This window comes from Arthrobacter sp. NPDC056886 (genome assembly GCF_042788715.1).
Classification (GTDB): Bacteria; Actinomycetota; Actinomycetes; order Actinomycetales; family Micrococcaceae; genus Arthrobacter.
The window spans coordinates 22,512-47,472 of the sequence record NZ_JBHUBT010000015.1 but is presented as its reverse complement, the minus strand read 5'-3'; the positions used below and the strand labels follow the sequence as shown (position 1 = coordinate 47,472).

Genomic DNA, 24,961 nt, shown 5'->3' with positions numbered 1-24,961 from the left:
CGCTGCCTGTAGTAAACACAGTGAGGTAGGTGCCCTCCGCCGAACCGGGCCTGCGAGCGGCCCGGGGAGCACGGTGCCAGCAGGACACGGTGCCGGCACAACAAGGTGCTCAGGAAATGGCTGGATTCCAAGTGGTGCATGCGCCCAGCGGGTGAGAAAACTCACCCTAGCGATGGCGCACTCAGCGGAAGGCGTTTACCTGCGTCGCTCCGGGGACGGGATGTCACTCCTGGGACAGACTTCACCCCGGGGATGGGACAAGGCCCGTGCCGGCTACTTGGAGATCAAGATCATGTTTTTTAGCGTAGCAGACGTCAAGGCTCCCGCCCGGTTTCCCAAGGGGGCGGGCCGCCAACTAATCTGGCCCATTATGGAGTCTGCACATTATTTCAGCGCCCAGCCGGCCGGGCCCTTCACCCGCAAGCCGCTCACCGTGGATCTCGCCGGTGAAACGCGCCGCCTGCAGACGTCCTCAGGGATCTTCAGCCCGGACGGGATCGACAAGGGAACGGCCGTGCTGCTCGCCGACGTCCCGGCTCCGGCGCCGCAGGGCAACCTGCTGGATATCGGCTGCGGCTGGGGACCGATCGCACTGACCATGGCCCTGCGGGCACCGCACGCCCACGTCTACGCGGTGGACGTGAACGAACGCTGCGTGACCCTCACCAACGAAAACGCCGGGCTGTTGGGGCTGAGCAACGTCACCGCCAGCACTCCGGACGCTGTGGACTCCGAACTGCGCTTTGACACCATCTGGTCCAACCCGCCGATCCGGATCGGCAAGGATGAGCTTCATGCCCTCTTGCGCCTGTGGGTTCCCAGGCTGGCGCCGGGTGGATCGGCCTGGCTCGTGGTGCAGAAGAACCTCGGCTCCGACTCGCTGCAGCGCTGGCTGGCGGCCGAACTCGACTCCAGCTTCACCGTGACCCGGGAGAGCACGTCGAAGTCGTTCCGGATCCTTCGGGTCAGGAAAGCGTCCCGCTAGCGACGATCACGGCCGGGCCGCTGAGTTCGACGTGTTCGTGCCCCTCCGGGCCCAGGAAGAATTTCACACCGACGACGCCGCCGGGAACGTGGACGTTCCACGCGTCCGGTGCGCCCTGGCCGGCCCAGTGGCGAATGGCGACGGCGGCGGCGCAGGCGCCGGTGCCGCATGATTGGGTCTCCCCCACCCCGCGCTCGTGGACCCGCATGGTGATGGTGCCGGTGCCGTCGTGGACCAGCGGTTCGGACGGCACGACGAATTCGACGTTGGTCCCGTGCGGCGGCGTCGGGTCTACCCGTGGGGCGGTGAACAGCTGTGTGGCCTCGAGTTCGGCGGTCTCGGCCAGGGCCACCACTGTGTGCGGGTTGCCCATGCTGACGGAAAGGGCGGGCCGGGCGACTTCGAGCCCCTCGGCGCTGACGAGCGAATCCATGGCCCGTGCGGTGGCCTCGCCCGGGAAGATGAACTCCCAGGGGCCCATGTCCACGGCGTAGCCCGCAGCTGTCCGGACGATCGTCTTGGCACCGCCCCGGGTTCCAATGACGAGGGACTCGCCTGCCGGGAGATCCACGAGTCCTTCGGCGATGAGGAAGTGCACAAAGACGCGGACTCCGTTGCCGCACATCTCGGACAGCGAGCCGTCGCCGTTGCGGTAGTCCATGAACCACTCGGCGTCAGGGTGCGCGGCCAGCAATTCCTGCCCCTCGGGCAGGAGCCGGGAAGGTACGGCCCGAATGAGTCCGTCGCCGCCGATGCCGCGGTGGCGGTCGCAGAGCGCCGCGACGTGCTCGGGGCTGAGCGAGAGTGTGCCGTTGGGATCTGCCATCAGGACAAAGTCATTGCCCGTTCCGTGGCCTTTGGAAAACTTCAGACCGCTGAGCGGTGCGGTATCGCCGGCAGTGCGGTCGGCGGCTACGGCTTGGGATTCGTCCATGCTTCAAGGTTACCGGTCCGCCCTGACCGCTCCGGCACCGTGACCGGCCGTGACCGTTACCTAGACCGTGACCGTGACAGAGACCGAGACCGAGACCCGATCGCTACGCCGGCGGCAGAAGGGGCGCCGGGCGGCACAATGCTGCGGCTTCGGCCACCAGGTCAGGATCGCGCCAGCCCAGCCAGGTGACACGGGGATCGGCCCGGAACCAGGTCAGCTGGCGGCGCGCGAACTGCCGGGTGGCGATGATTGTTTCGTCCGCGGCCTGCTCCAGGCTGGCTTCACCGTCGAGGACCCGGAGGAACTGGGCATAGCCGAGGGCGCGTGGCGCGGTCCTGCCGGTGCGGAGCCCTGCGGCGTCCAGCCGGCGCACTTCGTCCAGCAGCCCCTGATCCACCATCGCGTGGACGCGCTGGGCAAGGCGCTCCCTGAGCCGTTCCCGGTCCACGTCGAGGCCGATCTGGACGGCAGGCTCGAAGTACTCGCGGGCCGGCATGAAGGAGCTGAACGGGCGCCCGGTGAGCTCGAAGACCTCCAGGGCGCGGATGATCCTGCGGTCATCGCCCAGCCTGCCCGCCGACACGGGGTCCACTGCTTCCAGCCGTTCCCGCAGCGGCGCGGGTCCCGCCGTGGCCAGTTCCGTCTCGAGCCGGCGGCGGATGTCCGGATCCGTACCGGGGAACTCCAGGACATCGAGCACGGCGCGGACGTAGAGTCCCGAGCCGCCGGCCAGGATGGCCCGCTTCCCGCGGCCGTGGATGTCGGCGATCAGGGCACGGGCCTGCTGCTGGAAATCCGAAACGGACGCTTCCTCGGTCACGTCCAGAATGTCCAGGAGGTGATGCGGCACGCCCCGGCGTTCGGCGTCGGTGATCTTGGCGGTGCCGATGTCCATGCCGCGGTAGAACTGCATCGAGTCGGCGTTGATGACTTCCCCGTCGAGCTCGAGGGCGAGGGCGACAGCCAGGTCTGACTTGCCGGACCCCGTGGGGCCGACGACGGCGATCACCGGCGGCGCAGCCGGCCGTGCACCCGGCGTTGCACTTGGCAGCGCATCCGGCTCCACCGTGGCCGCGGCGGCCTGTGCGGTGCCCTGCTGGCCAGGCACGGCGCTAGCGGCCGCGGACCGGGAGGCTGGGCATACCCAGGGACACGCCGGAGGTGCCCGACGCGCTGGCCGGGGCGGGGGCGCCGCAGGAGTCTGCCTGGGAACGGTCCCAGGCGTCACCGGCACGGGACCGGCGCAGGCTGTAGTCATCTGCCGATGCAGGGTCGGAGACGAGGTGGAAAGCGGCCGCCTCTGTGATGGTGACGGTCACCAGGTCGCCGGGCCGGGGCACCTCGGCGCCGGCGGGCACGGAGAAGTGCACCAGCCGCTGGTCCTGGGACCGGCCGGAGAGGCGGTGGGTTTCCTGGGCTTTGCGGCCCGATTGGGCTGTCACCATGACCTCGACGCGGCGGCCGAGCTGCCGGGCGTTTTCCTCTGCGGCAATCCGGTCCTGCAGGGCCGTGAGGCGTTCAAAGCGTTCCTGGACCACAGCCTTGGGTAGCTGGTCCGGCAGGTCAGCGGCAGGCGTGCCCGGTCGCTTGGAGTACTGGAAGGTGAAGGCGGTGGCGAACCGGGACTTCTCCACGACGTCGAGCGTGGCCTGGAAGTCCTCCTCCGTCTCGCCGGGGAACCCGACGATGATGTCCGTGGAGATGGCGGCGTGCGGGATCTTCTCGCGGACCTTGTCCAGGATGCCCAGGAACTTGGTGGAGCGGTAGGACCGCTTCATATCCTTGAGGACTTTGTCAGAGCCGGACTGCAAGGGCATGTGCAGCTGCGGCATGACATTGGGGGTCTCGGCCATGGCGTCAATGACGTCGTCGGTGAAGGCGGCCGGGTGCGGGCTGGTGAACCGGACGCGCTCCAGGCCCGGGATGTCGCCGCAGGCCCGCAGGAGCTTGGAGAAGGCCTGCCGGTCGCCGAATTCGACGCCGTAGGAGTTCACGTTTTGGCCCAGCAGTGTTACTTCGATGGCGCCGTCATCCACGAGCGCCTGGATTTCGGCCAGGATCTCGCCGGGGCGACGGTCCTTTTCCTTGCCCCGCAGGGCCGGGACGATGCAGAAGGTGCAGGTGTTGTTGCAGCCCACGGAGATCGATACCCAGCCTGAATAGACTGAGTCCCGCTTGGTGGGGAGAGTGGAGGGAAACACATCGAGGGATTCGAGGATCTCCAGCTGGGCCTCGTTGTTGTGGCGGGCCCGGTCAAGCAGCGCCGGCAGGGCACCGACGTTGTGGGTGCCGAACACGGCGTCCACCCACGGCGCCTTCTTGAGGATGGTCTCCCGGTCCTTCTGCGCGAGACATCCGCCAACGGCGATCTGCATTCCCGGGTTGGCTGCCTTGACCGGGGCGAGGATGCCGAGGTTGCCGTACAGCTTGTTGTCGGCATTCTCGCGGACCGCGCAGGTGTTGAAGACCACGACGTCGGCCAGCTCACCGGCAGACGGAACGTAGCCTGCGGCTTCCAGCATGCCGGCCATCCGCTCCGAATCGTGCACGTTCATCTGGCAGCCGAAGGTGCCCACCTGGTAGGTGCGGGGCTGGGCCGGCCGGGAACTTTCCGTTGCGGCAGCCACGTCTGTACTGAATGCCGGCGGCACTGCCGGAGGCGTTGCTGGAGAAGTCGTGACGGCTGCTGGGGAGGGAATGGTAAAACTCACTTGTTAAGGGTAACGGGTATGGGTAACGGGCAGTGGCAGGGCCTGCGAAGACCCCGGAACAGCAGCCTTAATCCCCGGCATCGGCACGGCCGGTGGCAGCGTCGAGCACCTCGCCCACAATCCGGAAGGCGAGCGAGGGCTGGTATCCCTTGCGGGCCAGCATTGACGCGAGGCGGCGGGTGATCTTGTCACGCTCCGCACGGTCTTCACCGCCGGTGAAGCCCCGCAGCTTGCGCTCCACGAGTTCACGGGCGGCCGATTCTTCGTCGGCGTCGCTGAGCTGTTCCAGCGCACCGGCGGCGGTTTCCGGGTCGACGCCCTTGTCTGCGAGTTCGCGCCGCAGGGCCCCCTTGGCAAGTTTGCGCGTTTGGGACCTGCTGCGGACCCACAAGTCAGCAAACTCGGCGTCGTCAACCAGACGCACTTCCTCGAAGCGGTCCAGCACGGCGTCGGCGACGTCCTCGGGAACGTTGCGCTCGGCCAGCTTGCGCGCGAGCTGCAGCCGGCTCTTGGGCGAATTTGTCAGCTGCCGCAACACGATGGCGCGAGCAACCGCTGCCGGGTCCGCGTCTGGATCCAGTTCCGGAGACGGCGCCGCCCTTGAGCGGCGGGAGCCGCCAGCGCCGCGGGAACTGTGCCCGGCGGAACCGGCAAGCGGGTCGGCAGCGCCGTCCCGGTCCGGGTCCCTCTGACGGAACCCTGACCCACGGCCCGCTCCTGCGTTAGAAGCCGTCAACGGCCTTCAGCTTCGGTGACTCCTCGGTTTCGGCCGGGGCCTTCACGCCTACGCCGAGCTTTTCCTTGATCAGGCGCTCGAGTTCGGATGCCAGCTCCGGGTTGTCGCGCAGGAAGCGGCGGGAGTTCTCCATGCCCTGACCCAGCTGGTCGCCATCGTAGGTGAACCAGGAGCCCGACTTCTTGATCAGGCCGTGCTCGACCCCCATGTCGATAATGCCGCCCTCACGGGAAATGCCCTGGCCGTAAATGATGTCGAACTCGGCGATCTTGAAGGGTGGGGCCATCTTGTTCTTGACGATTTTGGCCTTAGTGCGGTTGCCGACGGAATCCGCGCCCTCTTTCAGGGTCTGGATCCGGCGGACGTCGATGCGGATGGAGGCGTAGAACTTCAACGCCTTACCACCGGTGGTGGTCTCCGGGGAGCCGAAAAAGACACCGATCTTTTCACGCAGCTGGTTGATGAAGATAGCCGTGGTTTTCGTCTGGCTCAGGCGGCCGGTGATCTTACGGAGCGCCTGGCTCATCAGGCGGGCCTGCAGGCCCACGTGGCTATCGCCCATGTCGCCTTCGATTTCCGCGCGGGGAACGAGGGCGGCTACCGAGTCGATGACAATGACGTCAAGGGAACCGGAGCCGATGAGCATGTCCATGATTTCCAGTGCCTGCTCACCGGTGTCCGGCTGGGAGACCAGGAGCGCGTCGGTGTCGACGCCCAGCTTCGCGGCGTATTCGGGATCGAGTGCGTGCTCGGCGTCGATGAAGGCGGCGATGCCGCCTTGGCGCTGGGCGTTGGCGACCGCGTGCAGCGCGACCGTGGTCTTACCGGATGATTCCGGACCGTAGATTTCCACGACGCGGCCGCGGGGCAGGCCGCCAATTCCCAGGGCGACGTCCAATGCGATGGAGCCGGTGGGGATGACCTCGATGGGCGCACGGACTTCATCGCCGAGGCGCATGACCGAGCCTTTGCCGAACTGCTTGTCAATCTGGGCAAGCGCTGCGTCGAGCGCCTTCTGGCGATCCGGGGCTGCGGCCATGATTCACACCTCTAATACTTTCTCGCTGTGGAGTGGCCCTGTAGGCCCTTCGTCTGTCATCACTGACGCTACCTGCACCCTCCGACAAAGTTGTCGAGAGAGCCACCTATGTGGAAAACGCTGCATCGGGAAAACGCTCTGAAAAAAGCATATCGCTATCCGAACAGGTATTCGAACAACCGGGCGGCGTGTCAGGCGTCAGCCCATGCCAGCGGCGTGGCAGTGCCAGTCCCGGCGGGCGGCGTGTCAGGCGTCAGCCCATGCCAGCGGCGTGGCAGTGCCAGTCCCGGCCGGCGGCGTGTCAGGCGTCGGCCCATGCAGGCGGCGTGGAGCGTCAGTGGGGTCCGGTGGTGTCGCGGGGTTTGACGTCCCGGCCCAGGCGGCGCTCCGGCGGGACGTCTTGGACGTCGCACAGGGCAAGCCACACCTGACGGGGAGGAACGCCGGCGCTGAGGGCCTGGTCCGCCGTGCGTCCCCCGACTCCTGCCAGGACCAGCGAACTGCTCAGGACGCGGGAGTACCCCGCCCCGAACTCGTCGTCCATTAGCCGCCAAAAGTCACTGATTCGCACGAGTAAAGTCTCTCACGGCCTAGGACTCTAGAATGGTTGCCATGAGCAACCCAACTGAGTCCGCGGGAGATTCCTCTCCCGAAAACGCCGGCGCGGACGCCGCCCTGGACGCCGTCGAGAACCAGCTGAGCCTGCTCTGGCGCCGGGGCCGGTCGATTTCCCATCAGCTCTCGCGCCAGGTCCACCCGGACATGGAGCCCGCCGCCTACGGGCTTCTGAGTGTGATCCGCAAGCAGGGCCCCATCAGGCTCACCGACCTCGCGTCCTGCATCGGCGTCGGCAAGCCTTCGGTGAGCCGGCAGATCGCCTTCCTTGAGGGCCTCGGCCTGGTCTCGAAAGAGGCCGACCCGCTGGACGGCCGGGCGCAGTCAATTCAGCTGACGCCCGAAGGCGAGGCACGGATGCACCAGGTTCAGGACGCCCGGCGTGAGGTGTTTCGGGAACGCCTGGCAGAGTGGCCCGCCGAGGACCTGCAGGCTCTTGCCATGTACATGGCGAAACTCAACGCCACCTACGAACGCGACGGGTTCCCCCGGGACGAGACCGCCTGATTCCTCCGGCGGGGTGCGCAAGTCATCCGCGGCACACGTCAGGCACACGTCAAAGGACCCCCGGCCTGGGCCGGAGGTCCTTTCTTGCGTCTTAGGTGAGTTGACGTCTAGCGAGCTCCGGAAAGGAGGCCCTTCGCCAGCTCGTCGCTGAGGTCGGAGTTGAGTTCTCGGTCGAGGTCGCGGCCGTAGCGCTGCGCGAACTCCTGGGGGACGGTGTCCGGAACCGCGACGCCCTCGGCGACCGCCACGCGGTCGCTGACTTCGCGGAGCATGCTCGAAAGCGGAACATCGAGGGCCGAGCAGATCGAGGACAGCAACTCCGAGGAGGCTTCCTTCTGGCCGCGTTCCACTTCGCTCAGGTAGCCCAGGGAAACACGGGCACTGTGCGAGACTTCGCGGAGCGTACGGCCTTGGCGCTGGCGGACATCGCGCAGGACATCACCGATTTCGTGACGAAGTACAACCATCTTGCGCTCCTTCTGTTCGCTCTTGGCCTGATCGGCGAGGCCCACATCCTTCCAGCGGACAACGCCGTTTACGGATACGGGCTGCTTTACCATCTGTATCGCCTTGCTCCTCGTACTGTCGAGTCCGCCGGTGGGGGCGGACTCTGCTGATGATTTCATCCTAGGCGCCTCCCTTATTTGGAAGCGACACAATGTAACAACTATTCGGGATCAACTTTTGTTCCCGGCAACTTTACGCCCGGTAGCCTTCGGAAGATAGAGCTTCCAGCAGACGTTCAAGGGCTGCGCCGCACGCGAGTGCGCGGATCTCCGCGCGGCTCCCTTCAAAGGAATAGGGGTACGACGTCGATCCTCCCGCCGTGGCAATGCCGATAAAGACCGTGCCCACCGCTTTGCCGTCGTGGGGTTCCGGCCCGGCCACGCCGGTGGTGGACACGCCGACGTCGGCGCCGCAGATGCGCCGCGCACCGTCGGCCATGGCCGCGGCGACTTGGCCGTCTACGGAGCCGACGGCGTCGAGCAGTTCGCCGGGGACGCCCAGGACGTCGGCCTTGACCTTGTTGGCGTAGGACACCACCCCGCCCTGCAGCATCCCGGAGGCGCCAGGCGTGTCGGCCAGCACGGCGGTGACCATCCCGGCGGTGAGTGATTCGGCAGTGGCGGCCGTCATTCCGCGGCCGAGGGCGCCGGTGACGGCCTGCTCCGCCAGGCGGTGCAGGTTGGGGTGCAGATGGGGGTCCGGATGGTTCATTGCTTGTTCTCCCTTACCCGTGCCTTCTCTGCCCTGATGCCGGCGGCCCGCAGCTTGAGGGCCTCGATGACATATTCGCCGCCGGTCCACAGCGTGATGACCAGCGCCGCCATCATCACGACGAACGCCACAACGCCCAGCCACGGGGCAAGGGATGCCAACGGAAGGACGTACAGGAAGATGGCCGCCGTCTGCACCACCGTCTTGAGCTTGCCCCCGCGCGAGGCCGGGATGACGCCGTAGCGGATGACGAAGAACCGCAGCGCGGTGATGCCCCACTCCCGGACCAGGATCAGGATGGTGACCCACCACGGCAGTTCCTGGAGCAGCGAGAGCATGACCAGCGCGGAGCCGATCAGGAGCTTGTCGGCGATCGGGTCGGCAATCTTGCCAAAGTCGGTGACCAGGCCGCGGGACCGGGCGATGTCGCCGTCTAGCTTGTCAGTGTAGATGGCCACCGCGAAAACGAAGGCGGCCGCCCAGCGCCAGGGGCCGTTCTGGGCATGCAGTCCCGGAGCGTCGAGGATGAGGAACCAGATGAAGAACGGCACCAGCACTATCCGCAGCATCGTCAGGATATTCGGCAGGTTCCAGATCCGCGAGGCGGATCCGGCGTTGGAGTCGGCGCTATTCACCTTCCTAGGCTACCCGCTTCGCTCTCTACCGTCCGGTGAGCGACCAGGCATCCTCTGAGCCGTCCTCGTCGGAGCCGGCGTCGGCGCCGTCGTGGTACTCGATCGCCTGAGTGCGGTTCTCCAGGTCGGCCGCCACGAGGTCCTCCGCGTAGCCGCCCTGAGCGATGTTCGCGTTGGCGTTATCGCTCAGGGCCGCGGTCTGCGAGTCAGCGGCCACCGGGCCGTCCTGGCCCTTCATCGCGGCCAGCACGGCGGCGAGGTCGTCCGGCTTGACCAGCACGTCGCGCGCCTTGGAACCTTCGGAGGGTCCCACCACTCCCCTGGACTCGAGCAGGTCCATGAGGCGTCCGGCCTTCGCGAAGCCGACCCGGAGCTTGCGCTGCAGCATCGAGGTTGAGCCGAACTGGGTGGTGACCACGAGCTCGGTGGCCTGGAGCAGGACCTCGAGATCGTCCCCGATGTCGTCGTCGATCTGCTTCTTCTGCGCTTCAGGCGCGACGTCGTCGCGGTAGACGGCCTTGAGTTGGCCCTTGACGTGCTCGACCACCTTGTGGATCTCGGACTCGGTGACCCAGGCCCCCTGGACACGCATCGCCTTGGAGGCTCCCATCGGCAGGAACAGGGCATCGCCCTGGCCGATGAGTTTTTCGGCGCCCGGCTGGTCCAGGACCACCCGGGAGTCGGTGACAGAGGAGGTGGCGAAAGCCATGCGGGAGGGCACGTTCGCCTTGATCAGGCCGGTCACGACGTCGACCGACGGGCGCTGGGTGGCCAGGACCAGGTGGATGCCGGCGGCGCGGGCCAGCTGGGTGATGCGGACAATCGAGTCTTCGACGTCGCGCGGGGCCACCATCATGAGGTCAGCGAGCTCGTCCACGATCACCAGCAGGTACGGGTACGGCTTGATGACGCGCTTGGAATCGACCGGCGGGTGGACCTTGCCGGCCCGGACGGCCTTGTTGAAGTCGTCAATGTGCTTGAAGCCGTAATTGGCGAGGTCGTCATAGCGGGCGTCCATTTCCCGGACCACCCACTGCAGGGCCTCGGCCGCCTTTTTCGGGTTGGTGATGATCGGAGTGATGAGGTGCGGGACCCCTTCGTAGGCCGTGAGTTCAACGCGCTTGGGGTCCACCATGACCATGCGGACCTCGTCCGGGGTGGCCCGCATCAGGATCGATGTGATCATCGAGTTCACGAACGAGGACTTGCCGGCTCCGGTGGCACCGGCCACGAGCAAGTGCGGCATCTTGGCGAGGTTGGCCACGACGTACCCGCCCTCGACGTCCTTGCCGACCCCCATGACCATGGGGTGGTCGGTGCGGCGGGCGTTCTGGCTGCGGAGCACGTCGCCCAGGGACACGGTTTCGCGGTCCGTGTTCGGGATTTCGATGCCGATGGCGGACTTGCCCGGGATGGGGCTCAGGATGCGCACATCCGAGCTCGCGACCGCATAGGAGATGTTCTTGGACAGTGCGGTGACCCGCTCCACCTTGGTGCCCGGGGACAGTTCGATTTCGTACCGGGTCACGGTGGGGCCTCGGCTGAAGCCGGTGACCTGGGCCTCCACGTTGAACTGGTTGAGGGTCTCGGTGAGCGAGGCGACAATCGCGTCGTTGGCCTCGGTGCGTTCCTTGGGGATGGAGCCGGGTGTCAGCACGTCCGACGCCGGCAGGGTGTAGGTGACGTCGCCGGCCAGGGAGAGCTGTTCGGTGCGCTGCGGAATCGGGGTGGGCAGCGGTGCCGGCGCCACCGGGTTGGAGGGGACCATGGCGGCTGCCGCGGCGGCAGCGGGATTGAGCGAGCCCGCAGCCACCATCCCTGGGGTGACCAGCGGGATGGCCTCGGTGGCGTTTTCGCCAGCGGATCCCGCCGTGCCGAGGCCTTGGGCGGCCTTGATCTTTTCGACGGCAATCTCGGCCTGGGTGGGACGGCGGACGCCGGGGGCGACGCTGGCCTGGTTCTTGGTGCCCTTCGCACCCTTGGCGGGCGGGGCCTCGTCCGCTGCTTCCTCAGCGTCGATGACCGCGCGCTCGAACGCTTCGTCGCCGACGTAGCCTTCCAGGCCGGACTCGTCATCGTGGTCCTTGCCGAAGAGGCGCTTGCGCTTCTTCTTGGGCGGGGCCGGGGCGTCGTTTTCGTACAGGTAGCTGCGGTCGTGGCCGTCGCCGTGGTCGTCGTCGTGCAGGTCGATGCCCATCAGGTGCTCGTACCCGTCCCGCAGGCGGCCGGGGATGGCGCCGAAGGGGGTCGCGGTGACGATCAGCAGCGAGGTGAACGCCAGCAGGCCGTACACCGCCACGGGGACTGCGGTGTGCAGGGCGGCCAGCGGGGCGGCGGCGAGGTACCCGAGCATGCCGCCGGCCCTGCGCAGGCCGTCGAAGCCGTCGGCGACCGTCGGCTGGCCGCCGATGACGTGGGCCAGGCCGGAACCCGCGAACGTCATGATGAGGAAGCCGATGCCGATCCGGTTGTTGCCGCGGCCGTCGTCGGGCTGGCGGAACAGGCGGAACGCACAGACGAACAGCATGAGCGGCAGCAGCAGGGACATCCAGCCGAAGGTGCCGTTGACGATCGCGAAGACAAGGTCCGGGAACCAGCCCCGAAACCCCCACCACGCGAAAGTGGCGACGAAAACGCCGAGTGCCAGGTTGAACAGGGCGGCGCCGTCGCGCCGGTCCTCCGGAGCGAGGTCGCTGACGTCGTGGCCGACCCGTCTGATGCCGGCGCCGACGACGTGGGCGATTCCCAGCCATGCACCGGCCAGCACCCGCACCACCCAGGGCTGGTGCGGCTCAACTACGGCCAACTGCCGGGTCCGCGCTGTTCCGGTGGTTCCGCCCGTGGTTCCCCGCGGCCGGGTGGATTTGGATGCGGCGGGACTGGACCCCCGGCCGGGAGAACTGCCTGATTTGCCGCTTGAGTTTCCTCTAGGCGCGGAAGAAGTACGAGTCGCCATACTCGCCACGGTACCGGATGCCGGGCCGTAAACCCCGAATTTCCGGGCCGTCCGGGATCATGTTGCCGCCAGAGCCAACAGAAAAACGGCCTCCCCCGCCTTCCGCGGCCGTTAGGCTGCGGTTGGCCGGGAAGGCCGTTTACCAGGCTTACGCCCGGTGAACCATCTGAGGCTTACGCCCCGGCGAACCATCTGAGGCTTACGCCCGGCGAACCATCTGAGGCTTACGCCCGGCGAACCATCTGAGGCTTACGCCCGGCGAACCATCTGAGGCTTACGCCTCAAGGACCACCGGGATGATCATGGGCTTGCGGCGCAGCTTGCGGTTGACCCACGTGCCCACGACCCGGCGGACGACCTGCTGCAGCTGGTGCGTGGTGTGGTCCGTGCGGTTCAGCACGGCTTCTTCGAGGGCCTCGTTGATCTTGGGGATGATCTCGTCGAAGACGGAATCATCCTCGGCCACGCCGCGGGCGTGGATCTCCGGCCCGGACACCACCTTGCCGGTGGCACGGTGGATGACCGTGATGATGGAGATGAAGCCCTCGTCGCCGAGAGTCTGGCGGTCCTTGAGGTCCGCTTCCGTGACTTCGCCGACGCTGGAACCGTCGACGTAGACGAACCCGACCTCGACCTGGCCCACGATGTCGGCCTGGTGGTCGCGAAGGTCGATCACGGTGCCGTTGTCCGCGAGCAGGATGCTCTCCTCCGGCACGCCGGATTCGAGGGCGATCTTGCCGTTGGCGATCAGGTGGCGGGTTTCGCCGTGCACCGGCATGGCGTTGAGCGGCTCGAGGATGTTGTAGCAGTACAGCAGCTCGCCGGCGGCAGCGTGGCCGGAAACGTGCACCTTGGCGTTGCCCTTGTGGATGACGTCCGCGCCGAGCTTCAGCAGGCCGTTGATGATGCGGAAGACCGCATTTTCGTTGCCGGGGATAAGGCTCGAGGCAAGGATGACGGTGTCGCCGTCGCCGACGACGACGCGGTGGTCGCCGTTGGCCATGCGGGACAGGGCCGCCATGGGCTCACCCTGGGAGCCGGTGGACATCAGCACGACCCGGTTGTCCGGCAGGTTGTCGATGTTCTTGATGTCCACCAGGATCCCGGCAGGCACCTCGAGGTAGCCCAGCTTCGCGGCGATGGCCATGTTCCGGACCATGGAGCGGCCCACAAAGGCAACCTTGCGGTTGTGGTTGGCGGCGGCGTCGAGGACCTGCTGGACGCGGTGCACGTGCGAGGAGAAAGAGGCGACAATGATGCGCTTGGAGGCCTGCCCGAACAGCCGGTCCAGGGTGGGCCCGATTTCCTTCTCGGCGGTGGTGAAGCCGGGAACGTCGGCATTGGTCGAATCCGACATGAACAGGTCCACGCCCTCTTCGCCGAGCTTGGCGAAGTGCCGGAGATCGGTAATGCGGCCATCCAGCGGCAGCTGGTCCATCTTGAAGTCACCGGTGTGCAGGACGGTGCCGCCCGAGGTGCGGATGAACACGGCCAGGGCGTCCGGGATGGAGTGGTTGACGGCGACGAACTCGCATTCGAAGGGCCCGAACTTCTCGACCTCGCCTTCGACGACGGTCTTGGTTTTCGGCTTGATCCTGTGTTCCTGCAGCTTGGCCTCGATGAGGGCCAGCGTGAGCTGTGAACCGACAACGGGAATGTCGGCGCGCAGGCGCAGGAGGTACGGGACGGCGCCGATGTGGTCTTCGTGACCGTGGGTCAGGACGACCGCGACGATGTCCTGGACACGGTTCTCGATGTAGGAGAAATCCGGCAGGATCAGGTCGACGCCGGGCTGGGTCTCCTCGGGGAAGAGGACACCGCAGTCAACGATGAGGAGCTTGCCATCGATCTCGAAGACGGTCATGTTGCGACCGATTTCCCCGAGTCCGCCGAGCGGCACGATCCGCAGGGTGTTCTTCGGGAGGCGCGGCGGCGTGACAAGGCCGGGAAGGGCGGTTTGGGTCATAGTGCACTACTTTCCAGGCGGAGGCCGGGCTGGTTCTTAACGATCAGGAGTGACTCCGGATCAGGAAAAGACCATCCCCGCTTCCGCCAAATCCTCGCGGATGATTGCGATCTCGGCCTCGCCCGGCTCCACGAGGGGCAAACGGACAACCGAGTTGGGCAGGACTCCCTGCCACTTAAGAACCTGCTTGGCAGCGACAGCACCCTGAATGTGGGTCATCACTGCGCGGACAACGGGGTCCAGTTCGAAATGTATGGTGCGGGCGGTAGCAAAATCGCCTGCAAGTGCGGCATCGATCAGCGCGCGGAACTGCGGCGACGCGACGTGCGCGGAGACGCTGACCAGCCCGACGGCGCCGGCAGCCATCCACGGCAGCGTGAGGCCGTCATCGCCGGAGTAGACATCAATGTCGGTGTTCGCCAGAACGCGCGTAATGGCGGCGAAATCGGCCTTCGCATCCTTCAAGGCAACGATGTTGGGGTGGTCGGCGAGCCGAATCATGGTCTCCGGCTCTATGGGCACGCCAGCACGGCCGGGGATGTCGTACACCATGACCGGGAGGTCGGCGGCGTCGGCAACGGCCTCGACATGCGCCTGGATGCCGGCCTGGCTCGGCTTGTTGTAGTACGGCGTGACGATCAGCTGGCCGTGGGCTCCCGCCTTGGCGGCGCGCTTGGCCATCTCGATCGAGTGCGAAGTGTGGTTGGTCCCGGTTCCGGCGATGACCTTGGCGCGGTCGCCGACGGCCTCAACAATGACGCGGAAGAGCTTCTCTTTTTCGTCGTCTTCCAGCGTGGAGGTCTCACCCGTGGTGCCGGAGATGACGAGGGCATCATTGCCTTCGTCGACGAGCTTGCTCGCCAGTTCCGCCGACTGCTGGTAGTCGACCTCACCGTCCGTTGTGAAAGGCGTGACCATGGCAGTCACGAGGGTCCCGAACGTGTAAGAGCGAATTTCAGAGTCAGCCATATGAAAAACGTTACCTTGTCCGCGGCATGTTAGGACAATGGCGGCGGTGTGACGAACGTCAAACTCGCCAGGCCGCACGTCACGTTTCCGCGGTCCGGCCGGACTCAGGGCCGCCGAAATCGCGCCAGAACGCTGTGCTGGAGGCTCGCCGTCAAGACTTCGGTGCCGGTGCCGGCCGCCTGCCGGAGCGGAAGCCCATCCGGACCCCAGAAGCCGCTCAACCCGCAGGAAGGTCCGAGCCCCGTGGCGCCTGCCAGATTCGCCAGGACGGAAAACATCCGGTTGTCCATGGCGCGGGCGCCAAGGTGCAGTCCCAGCCGGTGGTCTTCGCCAGCGGTGTAGAGAGCCGAGGCGGCATAGATGTCCGCACCGGCTGCCGCGGCCCATTCCGCGTGGCCGGGCCGGGCGGCGTCGAAGCAGATTGCCAAGGCAACCTTCCACCCGTCAATTTCCAAGATGGTGGGTTGGCTGCCGGCCACGAAGAGGTCCTGCTCCGAAGCGTGCAGGTGCGTCTTAAAGCTGGCCTCGATGACGCCTGCGGGGTGGACCGCGAGGGAGGCCAGCCGCGGCGTGCCGTCTTCCTCCTTGAACGCGGCTCCGACCACGGCGGTTATTCCGGTGCGCCGGCAGATTTCCCGGATGCCGTCCAGCCGCCCGTCAGCAGCGCTCAGCCACTCCCCCGGCCCCTCCAGCAGGTCCAGCCGGTACCCCGTCAGCGAGAGCTCAGGAAAGATGACCAGCCGGGCTCCGTGCGACTCGGCGTCTTCGATCAGCCGGATGTGCTCGGGCACGTTGGCGGCAACGCCGCCGTCCAGGGCCTCGTATTGGATGGCGGACAGCGTCAGGGCGGTGATTGAGCCAATGATTGAGCCAGCAGTCACTCTGCCATCCTAGGCACCTCGTCTTTCCCGGAGGGCGCCGATGGCGCCGAGCAGTACCGCGCGACGGCGGTTTCGCGCAGGGCCTCCGCCCAGGCGGCAAGGCGCTGGGCCGCCCGCACGTAATGGAACAGCTCTGTCGGAGTGAGAGCGTCGAGGTCGGTCTCGGCCAGCCGCCGGGCCAGTTCCGCTCCCGGCGGCTGCACAGCCAGCGCTGTGCCTTCCTTGCCCCACTGGACGTCCTCGGCCGGCTCCCCGGCGACCAGGCGCCGGAAGAGGAAGTCCACGACGCCCGGGCTCATGGCTTTGAGGACGCCCGCCCCCGGCTCGCCGTTCGATCGTCCACGGGGCGGGGTGTTGGCCAGACAAGGACCTGATGGATCCGGGCCCGGATGTTGCCCACCCGCAAGTTCCCGGCTTGAGATTGCCCGGCCGGTAAATTTCGGGCCAGCGGTCTCCCGGCCTGCGATTTCCGGGCCGATGATTTCCGGGCCGGTGATTTTCCGGGCGGTGAATTCCGGGGTTGGAAATTCCGGATTCAGGAAGGCGGGCTCTGAGGCGTTGTCCATGCGCTCATGTTATTCGAACATATATTCGAATACAAGGCCCGGTCCGAGACTAACTGCAGCTGCGGGCCGGCCGAACATGAGACGATCAGATGATGACCGCGCGCGGAACGACCACTGCTTCCCGGACAGTCAAGGGCACCTCCTCCGGTACCCGACTGGCCGGCATTGACGCCGCACGCGGGCTGGCGCTGCTGGCCATGATGGCCACCCACGTGCTGGCCACCTTTGAGTCGGATTCACAACTCACGCCCACCTGGATCGGGCTGGCATTTTCCGGACGGGCAGCCGCGCTGTTCGCCGTGCTGGCCGGAGTCGGCCTCGCGCTGTCCACGGGGAAGCAGCAGCCCTTTCAAGGCCCCGAACTCTGGGCGGCGCGCCGGGGCATCGCCCTACGGGCGCTCGTGATCGGCGCCGTCGGGCTCTCCCTGGGCGGCCTGGAAGTCAACATCGCGATCATTTTGGTCCACTATGCCCTCCTGTTCCTGTGCGTGCTGCCCTTTGTGGGGCTCGGGGTGAAACGCCTACTGGTGCTGGCCGCCGCCTGGATCCTGGCAGCCCCGGTCCTGGCCTTCCTGCTGCGGCCCTGGCTGCTGTCCGCCGATCCGCCCCTGCGACTGGGGCACAACCCGGGCTGGGAGGACCTGGCCACACCGGACAGGCTGCTTGGCGACCTCTTCCTCACGGGCTACTACCCCGTGCTGCAGTGGATCGCCTATCTCCTGGTGGGGCTCGCGATCGGCCGGATGGCGCTGTCGAAAGCAGCGGCGCCGTTCCTGCTGCTGGCCGCCGGAACGGTGGTGGCCATCATTTCCAAGTGGCTGGGGATAGTCATGATGGAGGACTGGGGCGGCAGGCAGGCGCTGGAGGCGCAGATCGGCGATCCCACCTACCCGCTGGCGAGTCTGCTGCAGGTCAACCTTGCCGGCGTCGAACAGTCGGGCTCGGCGTGGTGGCTGGCTTCCAGTGCACCGCACGCCGGCACCACACTGGATCTGCTGCACACCTCGGGGACCGCTGCCGCCGTGATCGGCGTGTGTCTGCTGCTCGGCCGGCTGGGCAACTGGGTGGAACTTGATCTGCTGCTCCCGCTGCGCGGAGCCGGGGCCATGACACTGAGCCTCTACACGGCGCATCTGTGCATCATGGGGGCCCTGCACGATCAGCCACTGCTGCCCGGCTGGACCGTGGAGGGTGTGTACTGGGCGCAGGCCATCGGGGTGCTGGTGACTGGCGCCGTTTTCGCGGCACTGGCATGGCGCGGACCGCTGGAGTGGGTAACCCATGCGGCCAACCAGGTAGGCAACTACCAGCCGGCTCAAGGCCGGCAGCCTCAGCGCTTCCGCTAGCCGCTGCCGGCCTTACTCCTCGAGGCACGCCGCAGCCGTGCCGCGGCCGGACCCGGCGGGGCTCAGCGGCCGGCCACGACTTGCTAGGGCTTCTGCACGCTACGACCCCTGCACGCCGGCGCGGAACATCCGCACGGCGTCGCGCATCGAGGCGCGGGCCCGCTTGCGGTCTCCGGCGGCATCGTAGGCACAGCTGAGCCGGAACCAGGAACGCCAGTCCTCGGGGGCGGCTTCGGCCTCGGCGCGGTACTTCTCAAATTCGAGGTCGGCGGCTTCGCGGATGATCCGGCCGGCGGGCGTGCGCGGCAGGGTGTCCTCCGGCAGGCCCCCCTCGGCTTCGAGGATCTTCGCCAAACGCTCCGTGCGGGCCCCAAACAGCAGCTCCCGGATCATGGCCCACGCGCCAATGACCGGCAGCACCAGGTAGGCGGCGCCGATCGCCTTCGCCACGAGGCTGGGGTCCGACATCAGGAGCACGGAACGTTGGAGGGACACCACCAGGTAGAACACGAGCAGCAGCGTGACAGCCCCCACCCAAATCTTGGTGCGGTTGGCTTTCAGGGCTGTCAAGACGGCGGACATCGGACTCAGAACCCCAGGTCCAGGTAGCCGTCGAGCCCCACGGTGAGACCGGGGTGCGCGGCGACGTTGCGGATCCCCAGCAGCACTCCGGGCATGAAGGAGGCGCGGTCGAAGGAGTCGTGGCGGATGGTCAGCTGCTCCCCCGGCCCGCCCAGCAGGACCTCCTGATGCGCGACGAGACCACTGAGCCGGACGCTGTGGACCCGGATGCCGTCGATGTCGGTGCCGCGGGCGCCCGCGAGCTCTGTGGTGGTGGCGTCCGGGCTGGAAGGCACGCCGGCGTCGGTGCGCTCGGCTGAGATCAGCTGCGCCGTGCGCACAGCAGTGCCGGAGGGGGCATCGACCTTGTCCGGGTGGTGCAGTTCAATGATTTCGACGGACTCGAAGTACTTGGACGCTTTGGCGGCGAAGGCGGAGGCAAGGACCGAGCCGAGGGCGAAGTTGGGGGCGATGAGGACGCCGACGCCGGGCTGGCCGGCAAGGAGTTCCTCCAGCCCCGCGAGCCGCTGGGCATCCCAGCCGGTAGTGCCGACAACGGCGTGCATGCCGTGCTCGACGGCGAAACGGACGTTCGCTTCGGTGCTTTCGGGGACGGTCAGGTCCACCACGATCTGCGCGCCGGAACTGACCAGCGTGTCAAGGGAGTCGTTGCGGCCAAGGGCCGCAACGAGCTTCAGGTCCGCGGCGGCGTCGATGGCCTTCACGGCTTCTTCGCCCATACGCCCGCTAGCGCCCAGCACGGCGACTGAGAGTTGTTCGATCATGCCATCAACCCTACCGCCGGGGGCGTTGCGTTCCGGAACCGGCGTGTTTGGATTACAGGTCCGCCGCCCCGGACAGTCCGATCGCCATGAAGCCCGTGCGCCGCCCCGCGATGCCGGCGATGCGGGCGGTACACACGTGGTCCATTCCAGCCCGCGGCTGTCAAGCTGGATTGACGCGCCCGCCGCGTCAACCTAGACTGACAGCCATGGAGACCGACGACCTGTCCGCGCAGATTCATTCACTTGACCCCGCTATCGGCCTGCGGGCGGTCGGAGCTCTGCATCGCCTGGCAGAGCAGGTCGAGGCAGCGCAGGTACGAGCTGCGCGACGCCAGGGATGGACCTGGGAGCAGATCGGTGACGCCCTGGGCGTCTCGCGGCAGTCCGTTCACGCAAAATACCGAGAGTGAGATCGCGATGTTTGAACGATTTTCAGACGACACCCGTAAGATCCTTGGCTTTGCGATGGAAGAGGCCCGCCACAGCGGTGACAAGCGGCTGGGCACGGACCATCTGCTGCTGGGGGCGCTTCACGATCCCGGTCCGGCAGGCATTCTTGGCGTCACGCTGGATCAGGCACGGGCAGCGGCAGCGGCGCTAGACCGCACAGCACTCGCGTCGATCGGCATAGATGCCCAAGGCTTTGAACGCGTCACCATGCCCAGCCGGGGCAAAAAGCCGCCCTTCAGCTCAGGTGCCCGGCAGGTAATGGAAGGCATGCTCCGGTACGCCGTGGACCAGAAGTCACGACAGATCACTACCGCGAATCTTCTGTTGTCGCTGCTGGACCGTGAGGAACATGATCCGGCAGCCGCGCTCCTCAATGAACTGGGGGTGGACCGGGCCGAGGTCCGGCGCAGGGTTCTTTCCTCCTGATCGCGCGCTAGCTTGCTGACTACTCCCCTGCCCCGACCCACTCGACAGTGCCGTCGGTGAAAAACTGTTCCTTCCAGATCGGCACTTGAGCCTTGATCCGGTCCACGAGTTCGGCGCAGACCTCGAAGGCCTGGCCGCGGTGGGCCGCGGAGACGGCGCAGACCAGGGCAGGGTCGCCGATCTCCAGCATGCCGATCCTGTGGGCCGCCCAGATCCGCACCGGCTGATGCTGTTCCCCGGTGCCCTCGGCACCGGCGGCGGCGCCGTCCGGGGATCCGCCGGGAGCCTGGCCGCCGGCAGGGGCCGAGTGCTCCGCCACAAGCCCGGCGACGACGTCGGCCATCACCTGGTGCGCCGTCGGGTGGGCGCTGTAGCTGAGCCGGGAAACCTGCTTGCCGCCGTCGTGGTTGCGGACGACGCCGCTGAAGCTGACCACCGCTCCTGCGGTGTCCGACTCGACCGCCGCAATGGCCTGGTCCACGGAAATCGGCTCGGAGCTCAGCACGGCGTGCACGATTTCAAATCCAGTTTCAGTGCCCATGGCTGCCTTCCAGCTGGTCGCAAAGATGTCCAAGAATGGGATCCAGCACGCCCAGACCGTCCATCACGCCTTTCGGGGATCCGGGGAGGTTCACGATGAAGGTCTGGCCGGCCGCGCCCGCGTGGCCCCGGCTGAGCATGGCCATCGGCGTCTTGGTTGCCCCGGCGCTCCGGATGCCCTCCATGATGCCCGGGATTTCCCGGTCCAGCAGGGGCAGGGTCTGCTCGGGCGTCGCGTCAGTGGGGCTCAGCCCTGTGCCGCCACTGGTGATGATGACGGCGGGCTGCTGGCTCAGGAGGGCCCTCAGCGCGGCCCCGACTGGCGCTCCGTCCGGCACCACCATGGCAGGAAACGGCTCAAAGCCGTGTTCGGTGAGCCAATCGATGATGACGGGACCGGTGAGGTCCTCATAAATACCGGCGGCCGCTCGGGTGGAGGCGATCACGACGCCGGCCTTCCGGCCGGTGGCGTCTCCGTGGCGGTGCGGTTCGGGCATGTTCATAGGGTCCAGTCCCCGCTCTTGCCGCCGCTTTTGGCGAGCACTCTAATGTCGGTCAGGACCGCGTGCTTGTCCACGGCCTTGATCATGTCGTACACGCTCAGTGCCGCGATCGACGCCGCGGTCAGCGCTTCCATTTCGACCCCGGTGACACCTCGGGTCTTGACCGTGGCAAACACCGTCACGGAGTCGGTGTCGAGCTCAAAGTCGATGGTGACTTTCGCGATGGGCAGCGGGTGGCACAGCGGGATCAGATCCGGCGTCTTCTTGGCCGCCATGATCCCGGCGATGCGGGCAACGGCCAGGGCGTCGCCCTTCGGGAGCTCGCCGTCGCCGAGGAGGGAAAGGACCTCGGCCGTGCTGCGGACGGTCGCGGTGGCCGTGGCCTCCCGCGTGGACTGTGCCTTGTTGGACACATCCACCATTTGGGCCGTGCCGTCGTGGCGGAGGTGGGTCAGGCGGGTGTGGTCCGCCGCGGTGTTGGCCGCTGGTGCGGCATCCGCTTCAGGGTTTTCTGCTTCATTCACAGGATCCATACTTCCACTTCGTCGCCCGCTGCGAGTGCCGCAGTCCCCTCGGGAACATGAACCAGGGCGTTGGAGCGGGCCAGGGCGTGGACCAGGTGCGAGCCCGCACCGCCCTCCAGCCGGACCGTACCGTCCGGAGCCAGCGTGCCGCGCCGGACCTGGTGCTTGCCCGGCGGGGAGGTCAGCGGTTCGGCGAGGCGCGCCCGCACGGCTGGCCGGGGCGCCGGAGCGCCGAACAGCTCCGTGAGGACAGGGCGCAGGAACATCTCAAAGGACACCAGGCAGCTCACCGGGTTGCCGGGGAACCCCAGCACCGGAACACCGTCGAAGCTGCCGATCCCCTGCGGACCGCCCGGCTGCATCGCCACGGCGCCGAATTCGACGTCGTGCCCCGCCATCGCCTGCCGCACCACCTCATAGGCACCCTTGCTGACCCCGCCGGTGGTGACGATCAGGTCCGCGCCTGGGCCATGCCGGCGCAGCAACACGGCGAGCTCGTCCGGTTGGTCTGTGGAGACGCCGGTCCGGGTGACCCGGAGCCCGGCCTGGCGCATGGAGGACTCGAGCAGCGTGCCGTTGGAGTCGAAGATCTTGCCCGGTCCCAGCGGGTTGCCCGGTTCCACCACTTCGTCGCCGGTGGTGACCAGAAGCACCCGGAGGCAGGAATGGACGGGCACCTCCGTGTAGCCCATGGCCGCCAGCAGTCCCAGCTGGCCGGGGCCGAGGAAGGTCCCCGCACCGAGGGCGAGCTCGCCGGACCGGATGTCGCTGCCGGCATCGCGCACAAACGTTCCTGCAGCCGCGGCGGGCAGGTGGACCGTGGCGGGCTCCCCGGGCGCGGGGAAGGAATCGGGCACGGCCTGTTCAATGGGCACGACGGCGTCGGCGCCGGCCGGCATCATCGCGCCGGTCATGATCGGGGCGGCCGTGCGGGCGGCGAGGTCGGCCGGTGCGGCACCCGCGGGGACGGGCGCGACGACGCGCAGTTCGGCGCCGCCGTTGGGCACGTCGCCGCTGCGGATCGCGAAGCCGTCCATCTGCGAGTTGGCAAAGGGGGGAAGGTCCAGCGGCGCCAGGATATCGGCGGCAAGGCCCCGGCCCAAGGCTTCGAGCAGCGGAAGCTGTTCCACCCGCTCCTCGGTGCGGAGCGGGGCCAGCAGTGCGCGCACCTTGTCCCGGTGCGCTTGAACGCTGACGTGCCTTGTCTCGGTGCGGTGCATACGTTTCCTGACCTTTGCTCGGCTCGCTAGGACTTCACGTCAACTCTAACCGTGTGGAAACCGGTGGCTCCGTTGGGCGCGACCGGGGCGGACTCCTCGACCTGCGGCACCCCGTCCAGGGCCGTCGCCCGGACCTGGACCTCGTACTGTCCCGGCGTCAGCGGCAACGCCAGCTTCCACTGGTACCACGTGTCTTTGGAGATGCCCGGGGCCAGCTCGGCCTGGTGCCAATCGCCGCGGTTGACGCGCAGCTCCACTTTGCCGATGCCCGTGTGCTGGTCCCACGCCACGCCGCCGAACACCACGGTCCCCGCCGTCACCCTGCTGCCGTCGCGCGGCACGTCAATGCGGGATGAGGTCTTGATGGGCCCGCGCTCGCTCCAGCCGCGCGGCGTCCAGTAAGCGACGTCGTCCGCGTAACGGGTCACTTTCAGCTCGGTGACCCACTTCGTGGCCGAGACGTAGCCGTACAGCCCGGGCACGATCAGCCGGACGGGGAACCCGTGTTCCAGCGGGAGCGGTTCACCGTTCATTCCCACCACCAGCAGGGCGTCGCGGCTGTCCGTGAGGGCCTCGAGCGGTGTCCCGGCCGTCCAGCCGTCCGTGCTGCGGGAGAGCACCATGTCCGCCCCGGCCTTGGGCCCGGCCATGGCGAGCAATTCGCGTACGGGCCAACCGAGCCAGCGGGCGTTGCCGATCAGATCCCCGCCCACCTCGTTGGACACGCAGGCGATAGTCACGTGGCGTTCCGTCAGGGGCTTGGCCAGGAGGGTGGCGAAGTCGAGCTCGATCTCGCGTTCCACCAGGCCCGTGACCTTCAGGGTCCATTCCGCCGGGTCCACCAGCGGGACCCGCAGGGCGGTGTCGATCCGGTAGAACTCCCTGTTCGGCGTCACGAGCGGGGTCAGACCGGCCAGCCGGAATTCGGCTCCCGCCGGTACGGGCGGTGCGGGGATGGCGGGCTTCGGGAGGACCAGCTTGCTGCGCACGTCACTGACGACGGCGGTTGCTCCCCTGAGCGTGGAGGCGAGCACCCCGGCGACGGCGGCAACGGCTGCGGTCCCGCCGAGGGCCAGCAGGAAGCGGCGCCGGGCGGGCCCGGTTTCATTGGCTGTAGCGTGAGCCGGCTCCGCGGCGGCGGGGGCTTCCGGTACGGCAGGCTGCGGTGCGGCGGGGGCAGGCTCCGCGGCGGCGGGGGCGTCCTGCACGACAGGCTGCGCGTCTGCAGGGGCATCCGGCTGCGCGGTCTCCGGCGCCGGAGCGTCGCCCGCCACCGGCTGCCACTCCAACAGTTTCCGGACGAGCCACCGCAACAGCGCGATTCCCACCAGTGCCACGAGCACCGGGACGGGGATGGCGTTGGCGGTCAGGTCTGCCCGGCTCAGCACGGCCATGAGGCCTACCGCGCCGAACACCGCAATGAGAATCACCCCGGCGAAGCGGCGCCGCACTTCAAGGACACCGGCCAGGGCCGCGAGCGCGGCGATGACCAGCGCCATGCCGACCAGGAGGGCCACTTTGTCTGCCGTGCCAAACACGGAGATAACCCACTCTTTGACGCCCGGCGGGACGGTGTCGATCACGGCCCCGCCCACGGCGGTCACCGGAGAAACCGTGGGGCTCACCAGGCTGGCCGCGAGTTCACCGAGCACTACGGCGGTCCCCACGGCCACCAGGCCGGCCGCGGCGGCCCACAGGTCCCGCTCGCGCCGTTGCCGCGTGGGTGGTTGTTGACTGCGCAGTTGCAGGGTGGGTGGCTCCTGCGTGCGCTGTTGATGGGTGGGCTGCTGCCGGGCCCAGCCTCGCTGCCCCTGTGTGCCGTCTTGTTCGTGGGCCTTGCCCGCGAGTGTCTCGTCCATGTCCTTCCCCTGCCCGTCTAAGCCAACGC

26 protein-coding genes are annotated in these 24,961 nt (G+C 67.5%); 5 read left to right on the top strand and 21 right to left on the bottom strand.

Annotated elements, in window-relative coordinates; translation table 11 throughout:
• Positions 1-370: 370 nt before the first annotated feature.
• Positions 371-985 (top strand): class I SAM-dependent methyltransferase, encoded by a 615-nt coding sequence (locus ACFRJ8_RS21460; protein ID WP_377988386.1) that lies wholly within the window; start codon positions 371-373, stop codon positions 983-985.
• Here the strand turns inward: ACFRJ8_RS21460 and dapF are convergent.
• From dapF to ACFRJ8_RS21430, 6 genes are all read right to left on the bottom strand, one after another.
• Complete coding sequence (dapF, locus tag ACFRJ8_RS21455) at positions 966-1,919, bottom strand: diaminopimelate epimerase (protein ID WP_377988385.1); 954 nt, start codon at positions 1,917-1,919, stop codon at positions 966-968. The two genes, ACFRJ8_RS21460 and dapF, sit on opposite strands and share 20 nt — an antisense overlap.
• Positions 1,920-2,022: 103 nt before the next feature.
• Complete coding sequence (miaA, locus tag ACFRJ8_RS21450; protein WP_377988430.1) at positions 2,023-2,970, bottom strand: tRNA (adenosine(37)-N6)-dimethylallyltransferase MiaA; 948 nt, start codon at positions 2,968-2,970, stop codon at positions 2,023-2,025.
• A gap of 61 nt (positions 2,971-3,031) precedes the next feature.
• Positions 3,032-4,546 carry a tRNA (N6-isopentenyl adenosine(37)-C2)-methylthiotransferase MiaB gene (miaB, locus tag ACFRJ8_RS21445; protein WP_377988384.1) on the bottom strand — a complete coding sequence of 505 codons (1,515 nt, stop codon included), beginning with the start codon at positions 4,544-4,546 and terminating at the stop codon, positions 3,032-3,034.
• 151 nt (positions 4,547-4,697) lie between these two features.
• Entirely contained in the window at positions 4,698-5,168 is a 471-nt protein-coding gene (locus ACFRJ8_RS21440; RefSeq protein WP_377988383.1) for a regulatory protein RecX, read from the bottom strand.
• A gap of 184 nt (positions 5,169-5,352) precedes the next feature.
• Entirely contained in the window at positions 5,353-6,405 is a 1,053-nt protein-coding gene (gene recA, locus ACFRJ8_RS21435; protein ID WP_377988382.1) for a recombinase RecA, read from the bottom strand.
• Positions 6,406-6,739: 334 nt separating this feature from the next.
• Positions 6,740-6,976, bottom strand: a complete 237-nt coding sequence (locus ACFRJ8_RS21430) for a DUF3046 domain-containing protein (protein WP_277526000.1) — start codon at positions 6,974-6,976, stop codon at positions 6,740-6,742.
• Positions 6,977-7,017: 41 nt separating this feature from the next.
• Between ACFRJ8_RS21430 and ACFRJ8_RS21425 the strand changes: the two genes are divergently transcribed.
• Positions 7,018-7,527, top strand: a complete 510-nt coding sequence (locus ACFRJ8_RS21425) for a MarR family winged helix-turn-helix transcriptional regulator (protein ID WP_377988381.1) — start codon at positions 7,018-7,020, stop codon at positions 7,525-7,527.
• A gap of 107 nt (positions 7,528-7,634) precedes the next feature.
• On the opposite strand, the gene ACFRJ8_RS21420 is transcribed toward ACFRJ8_RS21425, so the two are convergent.
• From ACFRJ8_RS21420 to ACFRJ8_RS21385, 8 genes are all read right to left on the bottom strand, one after another.
• Positions 7,635-8,087, bottom strand: a complete 453-nt coding sequence (locus ACFRJ8_RS21420; RefSeq protein ID WP_018774460.1) for a helix-turn-helix domain-containing protein — start codon at positions 8,085-8,087, stop codon at positions 7,635-7,637.
• A gap of 139 nt (positions 8,088-8,226) precedes the next feature.
• Positions 8,227-8,745, bottom strand: coding sequence for a CinA family protein (locus ACFRJ8_RS21415; RefSeq protein ID WP_377988380.1), 519 nt, complete (start codon positions 8,743-8,745; stop codon positions 8,227-8,229).
• The gene (gene pgsA, locus ACFRJ8_RS21410; protein ID WP_377988429.1) at positions 8,742-9,314 is read right to left on the bottom strand and encodes a CDP-diacylglycerol--glycerol-3-phosphate 3-phosphatidyltransferase; all 573 of its coding nucleotides are present in this window, start codon (positions 9,312-9,314) and stop codon (positions 8,742-8,744) included. The genes ACFRJ8_RS21415 and pgsA overlap by 4 nt, the downstream gene beginning before the upstream one ends.
• Positions 9,315-9,405: 91 nt before the next feature.
• Complete coding sequence (locus tag ACFRJ8_RS21405; protein ID WP_377988379.1) at positions 9,406-12,336, bottom strand: DNA translocase FtsK; 2,931 nt, start codon at positions 12,334-12,336, stop codon at positions 9,406-9,408.
• A gap of 274 nt (positions 12,337-12,610) precedes the next feature.
• Positions 12,611-14,302: a ribonuclease J gene (locus ACFRJ8_RS21400; RefSeq protein ID WP_377988378.1), complete on the bottom strand. Its 1,692-nt coding sequence runs from the start codon at positions 14,300-14,302 to the stop codon at positions 12,611-12,613.
• 60 nt (positions 14,303-14,362) lie between these two features.
• On the bottom strand, positions 14,363-15,271 hold the full coding sequence (gene dapA, locus ACFRJ8_RS21395) for a 4-hydroxy-tetrahydrodipicolinate synthase (protein ID WP_377988377.1): 909 nt from the start codon (positions 15,269-15,271) through the stop codon (positions 14,363-14,365).
• 104 nt (positions 15,272-15,375) lie between these two features.
• On the bottom strand, positions 15,376-16,152 hold the full coding sequence (locus ACFRJ8_RS21390; protein WP_377988376.1) for a carbon-nitrogen hydrolase family protein: 777 nt from the start codon (positions 16,150-16,152) through the stop codon (positions 15,376-15,378).
• On the bottom strand, positions 16,149-16,718 hold the full coding sequence (locus ACFRJ8_RS21385; protein ID WP_377988375.1) for a hypothetical protein: 570 nt from the start codon (positions 16,716-16,718) through the stop codon (positions 16,149-16,151). Before ACFRJ8_RS21385 ends, ACFRJ8_RS21390 begins: the two co-directional genes overlap by 4 nt.
• Before the next feature lie 92 nt (positions 16,719-16,810).
• Between ACFRJ8_RS21385 and ACFRJ8_RS21380 the strand changes: the two genes are divergently transcribed.
• On the top strand, positions 16,811-18,064 hold the full coding sequence (locus ACFRJ8_RS21380; protein ID WP_377988374.1) for a heparan-alpha-glucosaminide N-acetyltransferase domain-containing protein: 1,254 nt from the start codon (positions 16,811-16,813) through the stop codon (positions 18,062-18,064).
• Between the two features lie 99 nt (positions 18,065-18,163).
• Here ACFRJ8_RS21380 and ACFRJ8_RS21375 read toward each other — a convergent pair whose 3' ends face one another.
• Positions 18,164-18,646, bottom strand: a complete 483-nt coding sequence (locus tag ACFRJ8_RS21375) for a hypothetical protein (RefSeq protein ID WP_377988373.1) — start codon at positions 18,644-18,646, stop codon at positions 18,164-18,166.
• A gap of 5 nt (positions 18,647-18,651) precedes the next feature.
• Complete coding sequence (gene dapB, locus ACFRJ8_RS21370; RefSeq protein WP_377988372.1) at positions 18,652-19,410, bottom strand: 4-hydroxy-tetrahydrodipicolinate reductase; 759 nt, start codon at positions 19,408-19,410, stop codon at positions 18,652-18,654.
• Positions 19,411-19,616: 206 nt separating this feature from the next.
• Between dapB and ACFRJ8_RS21365 the strand changes: the two genes are divergently transcribed.
• Both ACFRJ8_RS21365 and ACFRJ8_RS21360 read left to right on the top strand, forming a co-directional pair.
• Positions 19,617-19,820 carry a helix-turn-helix domain-containing protein gene (locus tag ACFRJ8_RS21365; protein ID WP_377988371.1) on the top strand — a complete coding sequence of 68 codons (204 nt, stop codon included), beginning with the start codon at positions 19,617-19,619 and terminating at the stop codon, positions 19,818-19,820.
• A gap of 7 nt (positions 19,821-19,827) precedes the next feature.
• Positions 19,828-20,286: a Clp protease N-terminal domain-containing protein gene (locus ACFRJ8_RS21360; protein ID WP_377988370.1), complete on the top strand. Its 459-nt coding sequence runs from the start codon at positions 19,828-19,830 to the stop codon at positions 20,284-20,286.
• A gap of 19 nt (positions 20,287-20,305) precedes the next feature.
• Here ACFRJ8_RS21360 and ACFRJ8_RS21355 read toward each other — a convergent pair whose 3' ends face one another.
• The 5 genes from ACFRJ8_RS21355 to ACFRJ8_RS21335 are packed head-to-tail and all read right to left on the bottom strand — an operon-like array spanning position 20,306 to position 24,932.
• Positions 20,306-20,827 carry a molybdenum cofactor biosynthesis protein MoaE gene (locus ACFRJ8_RS21355; RefSeq protein ID WP_377988369.1) on the bottom strand — a complete coding sequence of 174 codons (522 nt, stop codon included), beginning with the start codon at positions 20,825-20,827 and terminating at the stop codon, positions 20,306-20,308.
• The gene (locus tag ACFRJ8_RS21350) at positions 20,817-21,329 is read right to left on the bottom strand and encodes a MogA/MoaB family molybdenum cofactor biosynthesis protein (protein WP_377988368.1); all 513 of its coding nucleotides are present in this window, start codon (positions 21,327-21,329) and stop codon (positions 20,817-20,819) included. Before ACFRJ8_RS21350 ends, ACFRJ8_RS21355 begins: the two co-directional genes overlap by 11 nt.
• Positions 21,326-21,862 carry a cyclic pyranopterin monophosphate synthase MoaC gene (moaC, locus tag ACFRJ8_RS21345; protein ID WP_377988367.1) on the bottom strand — a complete coding sequence of 179 codons (537 nt, stop codon included), beginning with the start codon at positions 21,860-21,862 and terminating at the stop codon, positions 21,326-21,328. The genes ACFRJ8_RS21350 and moaC overlap by 4 nt, the downstream gene beginning before the upstream one ends.
• Positions 21,850-23,073 (bottom strand): gephyrin-like molybdotransferase Glp, encoded by a 1,224-nt coding sequence (gene glp / locus ACFRJ8_RS21340; protein WP_377988366.1) that lies wholly within the window; start codon positions 23,071-23,073, stop codon positions 21,850-21,852. The genes moaC and glp overlap by 13 nt, the downstream gene beginning before the upstream one ends.
• 26 nt (positions 23,074-23,099) lie before the next feature.
• Positions 23,100-24,932: a molybdopterin-dependent oxidoreductase gene (locus ACFRJ8_RS21335; protein ID WP_377988365.1), complete on the bottom strand. Its 1,833-nt coding sequence runs from the start codon at positions 24,930-24,932 to the stop codon at positions 23,100-23,102.
• Between the last annotated feature and the right edge of the window lie 29 nt (positions 24,933-24,961).

Excerpts from the sequence above, each read along its gene's own strand:
- glp (WP_377988366.1), bottom strand. The coding sequence starts at position 23,073 with ATGCACCGCACCGAGACAAGGCACGTCAGCGTTCAAGCGCACCGGGAC.
- ACFRJ8_RS21380 (WP_377988374.1), top strand. The coding sequence starts at position 16,811 with ATGACCGCGCGCGGAACGACCACTGCTTCCCGGACAGTCAAGGGCACC.
- ACFRJ8_RS21405 (WP_377988379.1), bottom strand. The coding sequence starts at position 12,336 with ATGGCGACTCGTACTTCTTCCGCGCCTAGAGGAAACTCAAGCGGCAAA.
- ACFRJ8_RS21335 (WP_377988365.1), bottom strand. The coding sequence starts at position 24,932 with ATGGACGAGACACTCGCGGGCAAGGCCCACGAACAAGACGGCACACAG.
- ACFRJ8_RS21415 (WP_377988380.1), bottom strand. The coding sequence starts at position 8,745 with ATGAACCATCCGGACCCCCATCTGCACCCCAACCTGCACCGCCTGGCG.
- ACFRJ8_RS21350 (WP_377988368.1), bottom strand. The coding sequence starts at position 21,329 with ATGAACATGCCCGAACCGCACCGCCACGGAGACGCCACCGGCCGGAAG.
- ACFRJ8_RS21400 (WP_377988378.1), bottom strand. The coding sequence starts at position 14,302 with ATGACCCAAACCGCCCTTCCCGGCCTTGTCACGCCGCCGCGCCTCCCG.
- moaC (WP_377988367.1), bottom strand. The coding sequence starts at position 21,862 with ATGGATCCTGTGAATGAAGCAGAAAACCCTGAAGCGGATGCCGCACCA.
- ACFRJ8_RS21365 (WP_377988371.1), top strand. The coding sequence starts at position 19,617 with ATGGAGACCGACGACCTGTCCGCGCAGATTCATTCACTTGACCCCGCT.
- ACFRJ8_RS21360 (WP_377988370.1), top strand. The coding sequence starts at position 19,828 with ATGTTTGAACGATTTTCAGACGACACCCGTAAGATCCTTGGCTTTGCG.
- dapA (WP_377988377.1), bottom strand. The coding sequence starts at position 15,271 with ATGGCTGACTCTGAAATTCGCTCTTACACGTTCGGGACCCTCGTGACT.
- recA (WP_377988382.1), bottom strand. The coding sequence starts at position 6,405 with ATGGCCGCAGCCCCGGATCGCCAGAAGGCGCTCGACGCAGCGCTTGCC.
- dapB (WP_377988372.1), bottom strand. The coding sequence starts at position 19,410 with ATGATCGAACAACTCTCAGTCGCCGTGCTGGGCGCTAGCGGGCGTATG.
- ACFRJ8_RS21425 (WP_377988381.1), top strand. The coding sequence starts at position 7,018 with ATGAGCAACCCAACTGAGTCCGCGGGAGATTCCTCTCCCGAAAACGCC.
- ACFRJ8_RS21385 (WP_377988375.1), bottom strand. The coding sequence starts at position 16,718 with ATGGACAACGCCTCAGAGCCCGCCTTCCTGAATCCGGAATTTCCAACC.
- ACFRJ8_RS21460 (WP_377988386.1), top strand. The coding sequence starts at position 371 with ATGGAGTCTGCACATTATTTCAGCGCCCAGCCGGCCGGGCCCTTCACC.
- pgsA (WP_377988429.1), bottom strand. The coding sequence starts at position 9,314 with ATGCTGCGGATAGTGCTGGTGCCGTTCTTCATCTGGTTCCTCATCCTC.
- ACFRJ8_RS21420 (WP_018774460.1), bottom strand. The coding sequence starts at position 8,087 with ATGGTAAAGCAGCCCGTATCCGTAAACGGCGTTGTCCGCTGGAAGGAT.
- ACFRJ8_RS21375 (WP_377988373.1), bottom strand. The coding sequence starts at position 18,646 with ATGTCCGCCGTCTTGACAGCCCTGAAAGCCAACCGCACCAAGATTTGG.
- dapF (WP_377988385.1), bottom strand. The coding sequence starts at position 1,919 with ATGGACGAATCCCAAGCCGTAGCCGCCGACCGCACTGCCGGCGATACC.
- ACFRJ8_RS21355 (WP_377988369.1), bottom strand. The coding sequence starts at position 20,827 with ATGGGCACTGAAACTGGATTTGAAATCGTGCACGCCGTGCTGAGCTCC.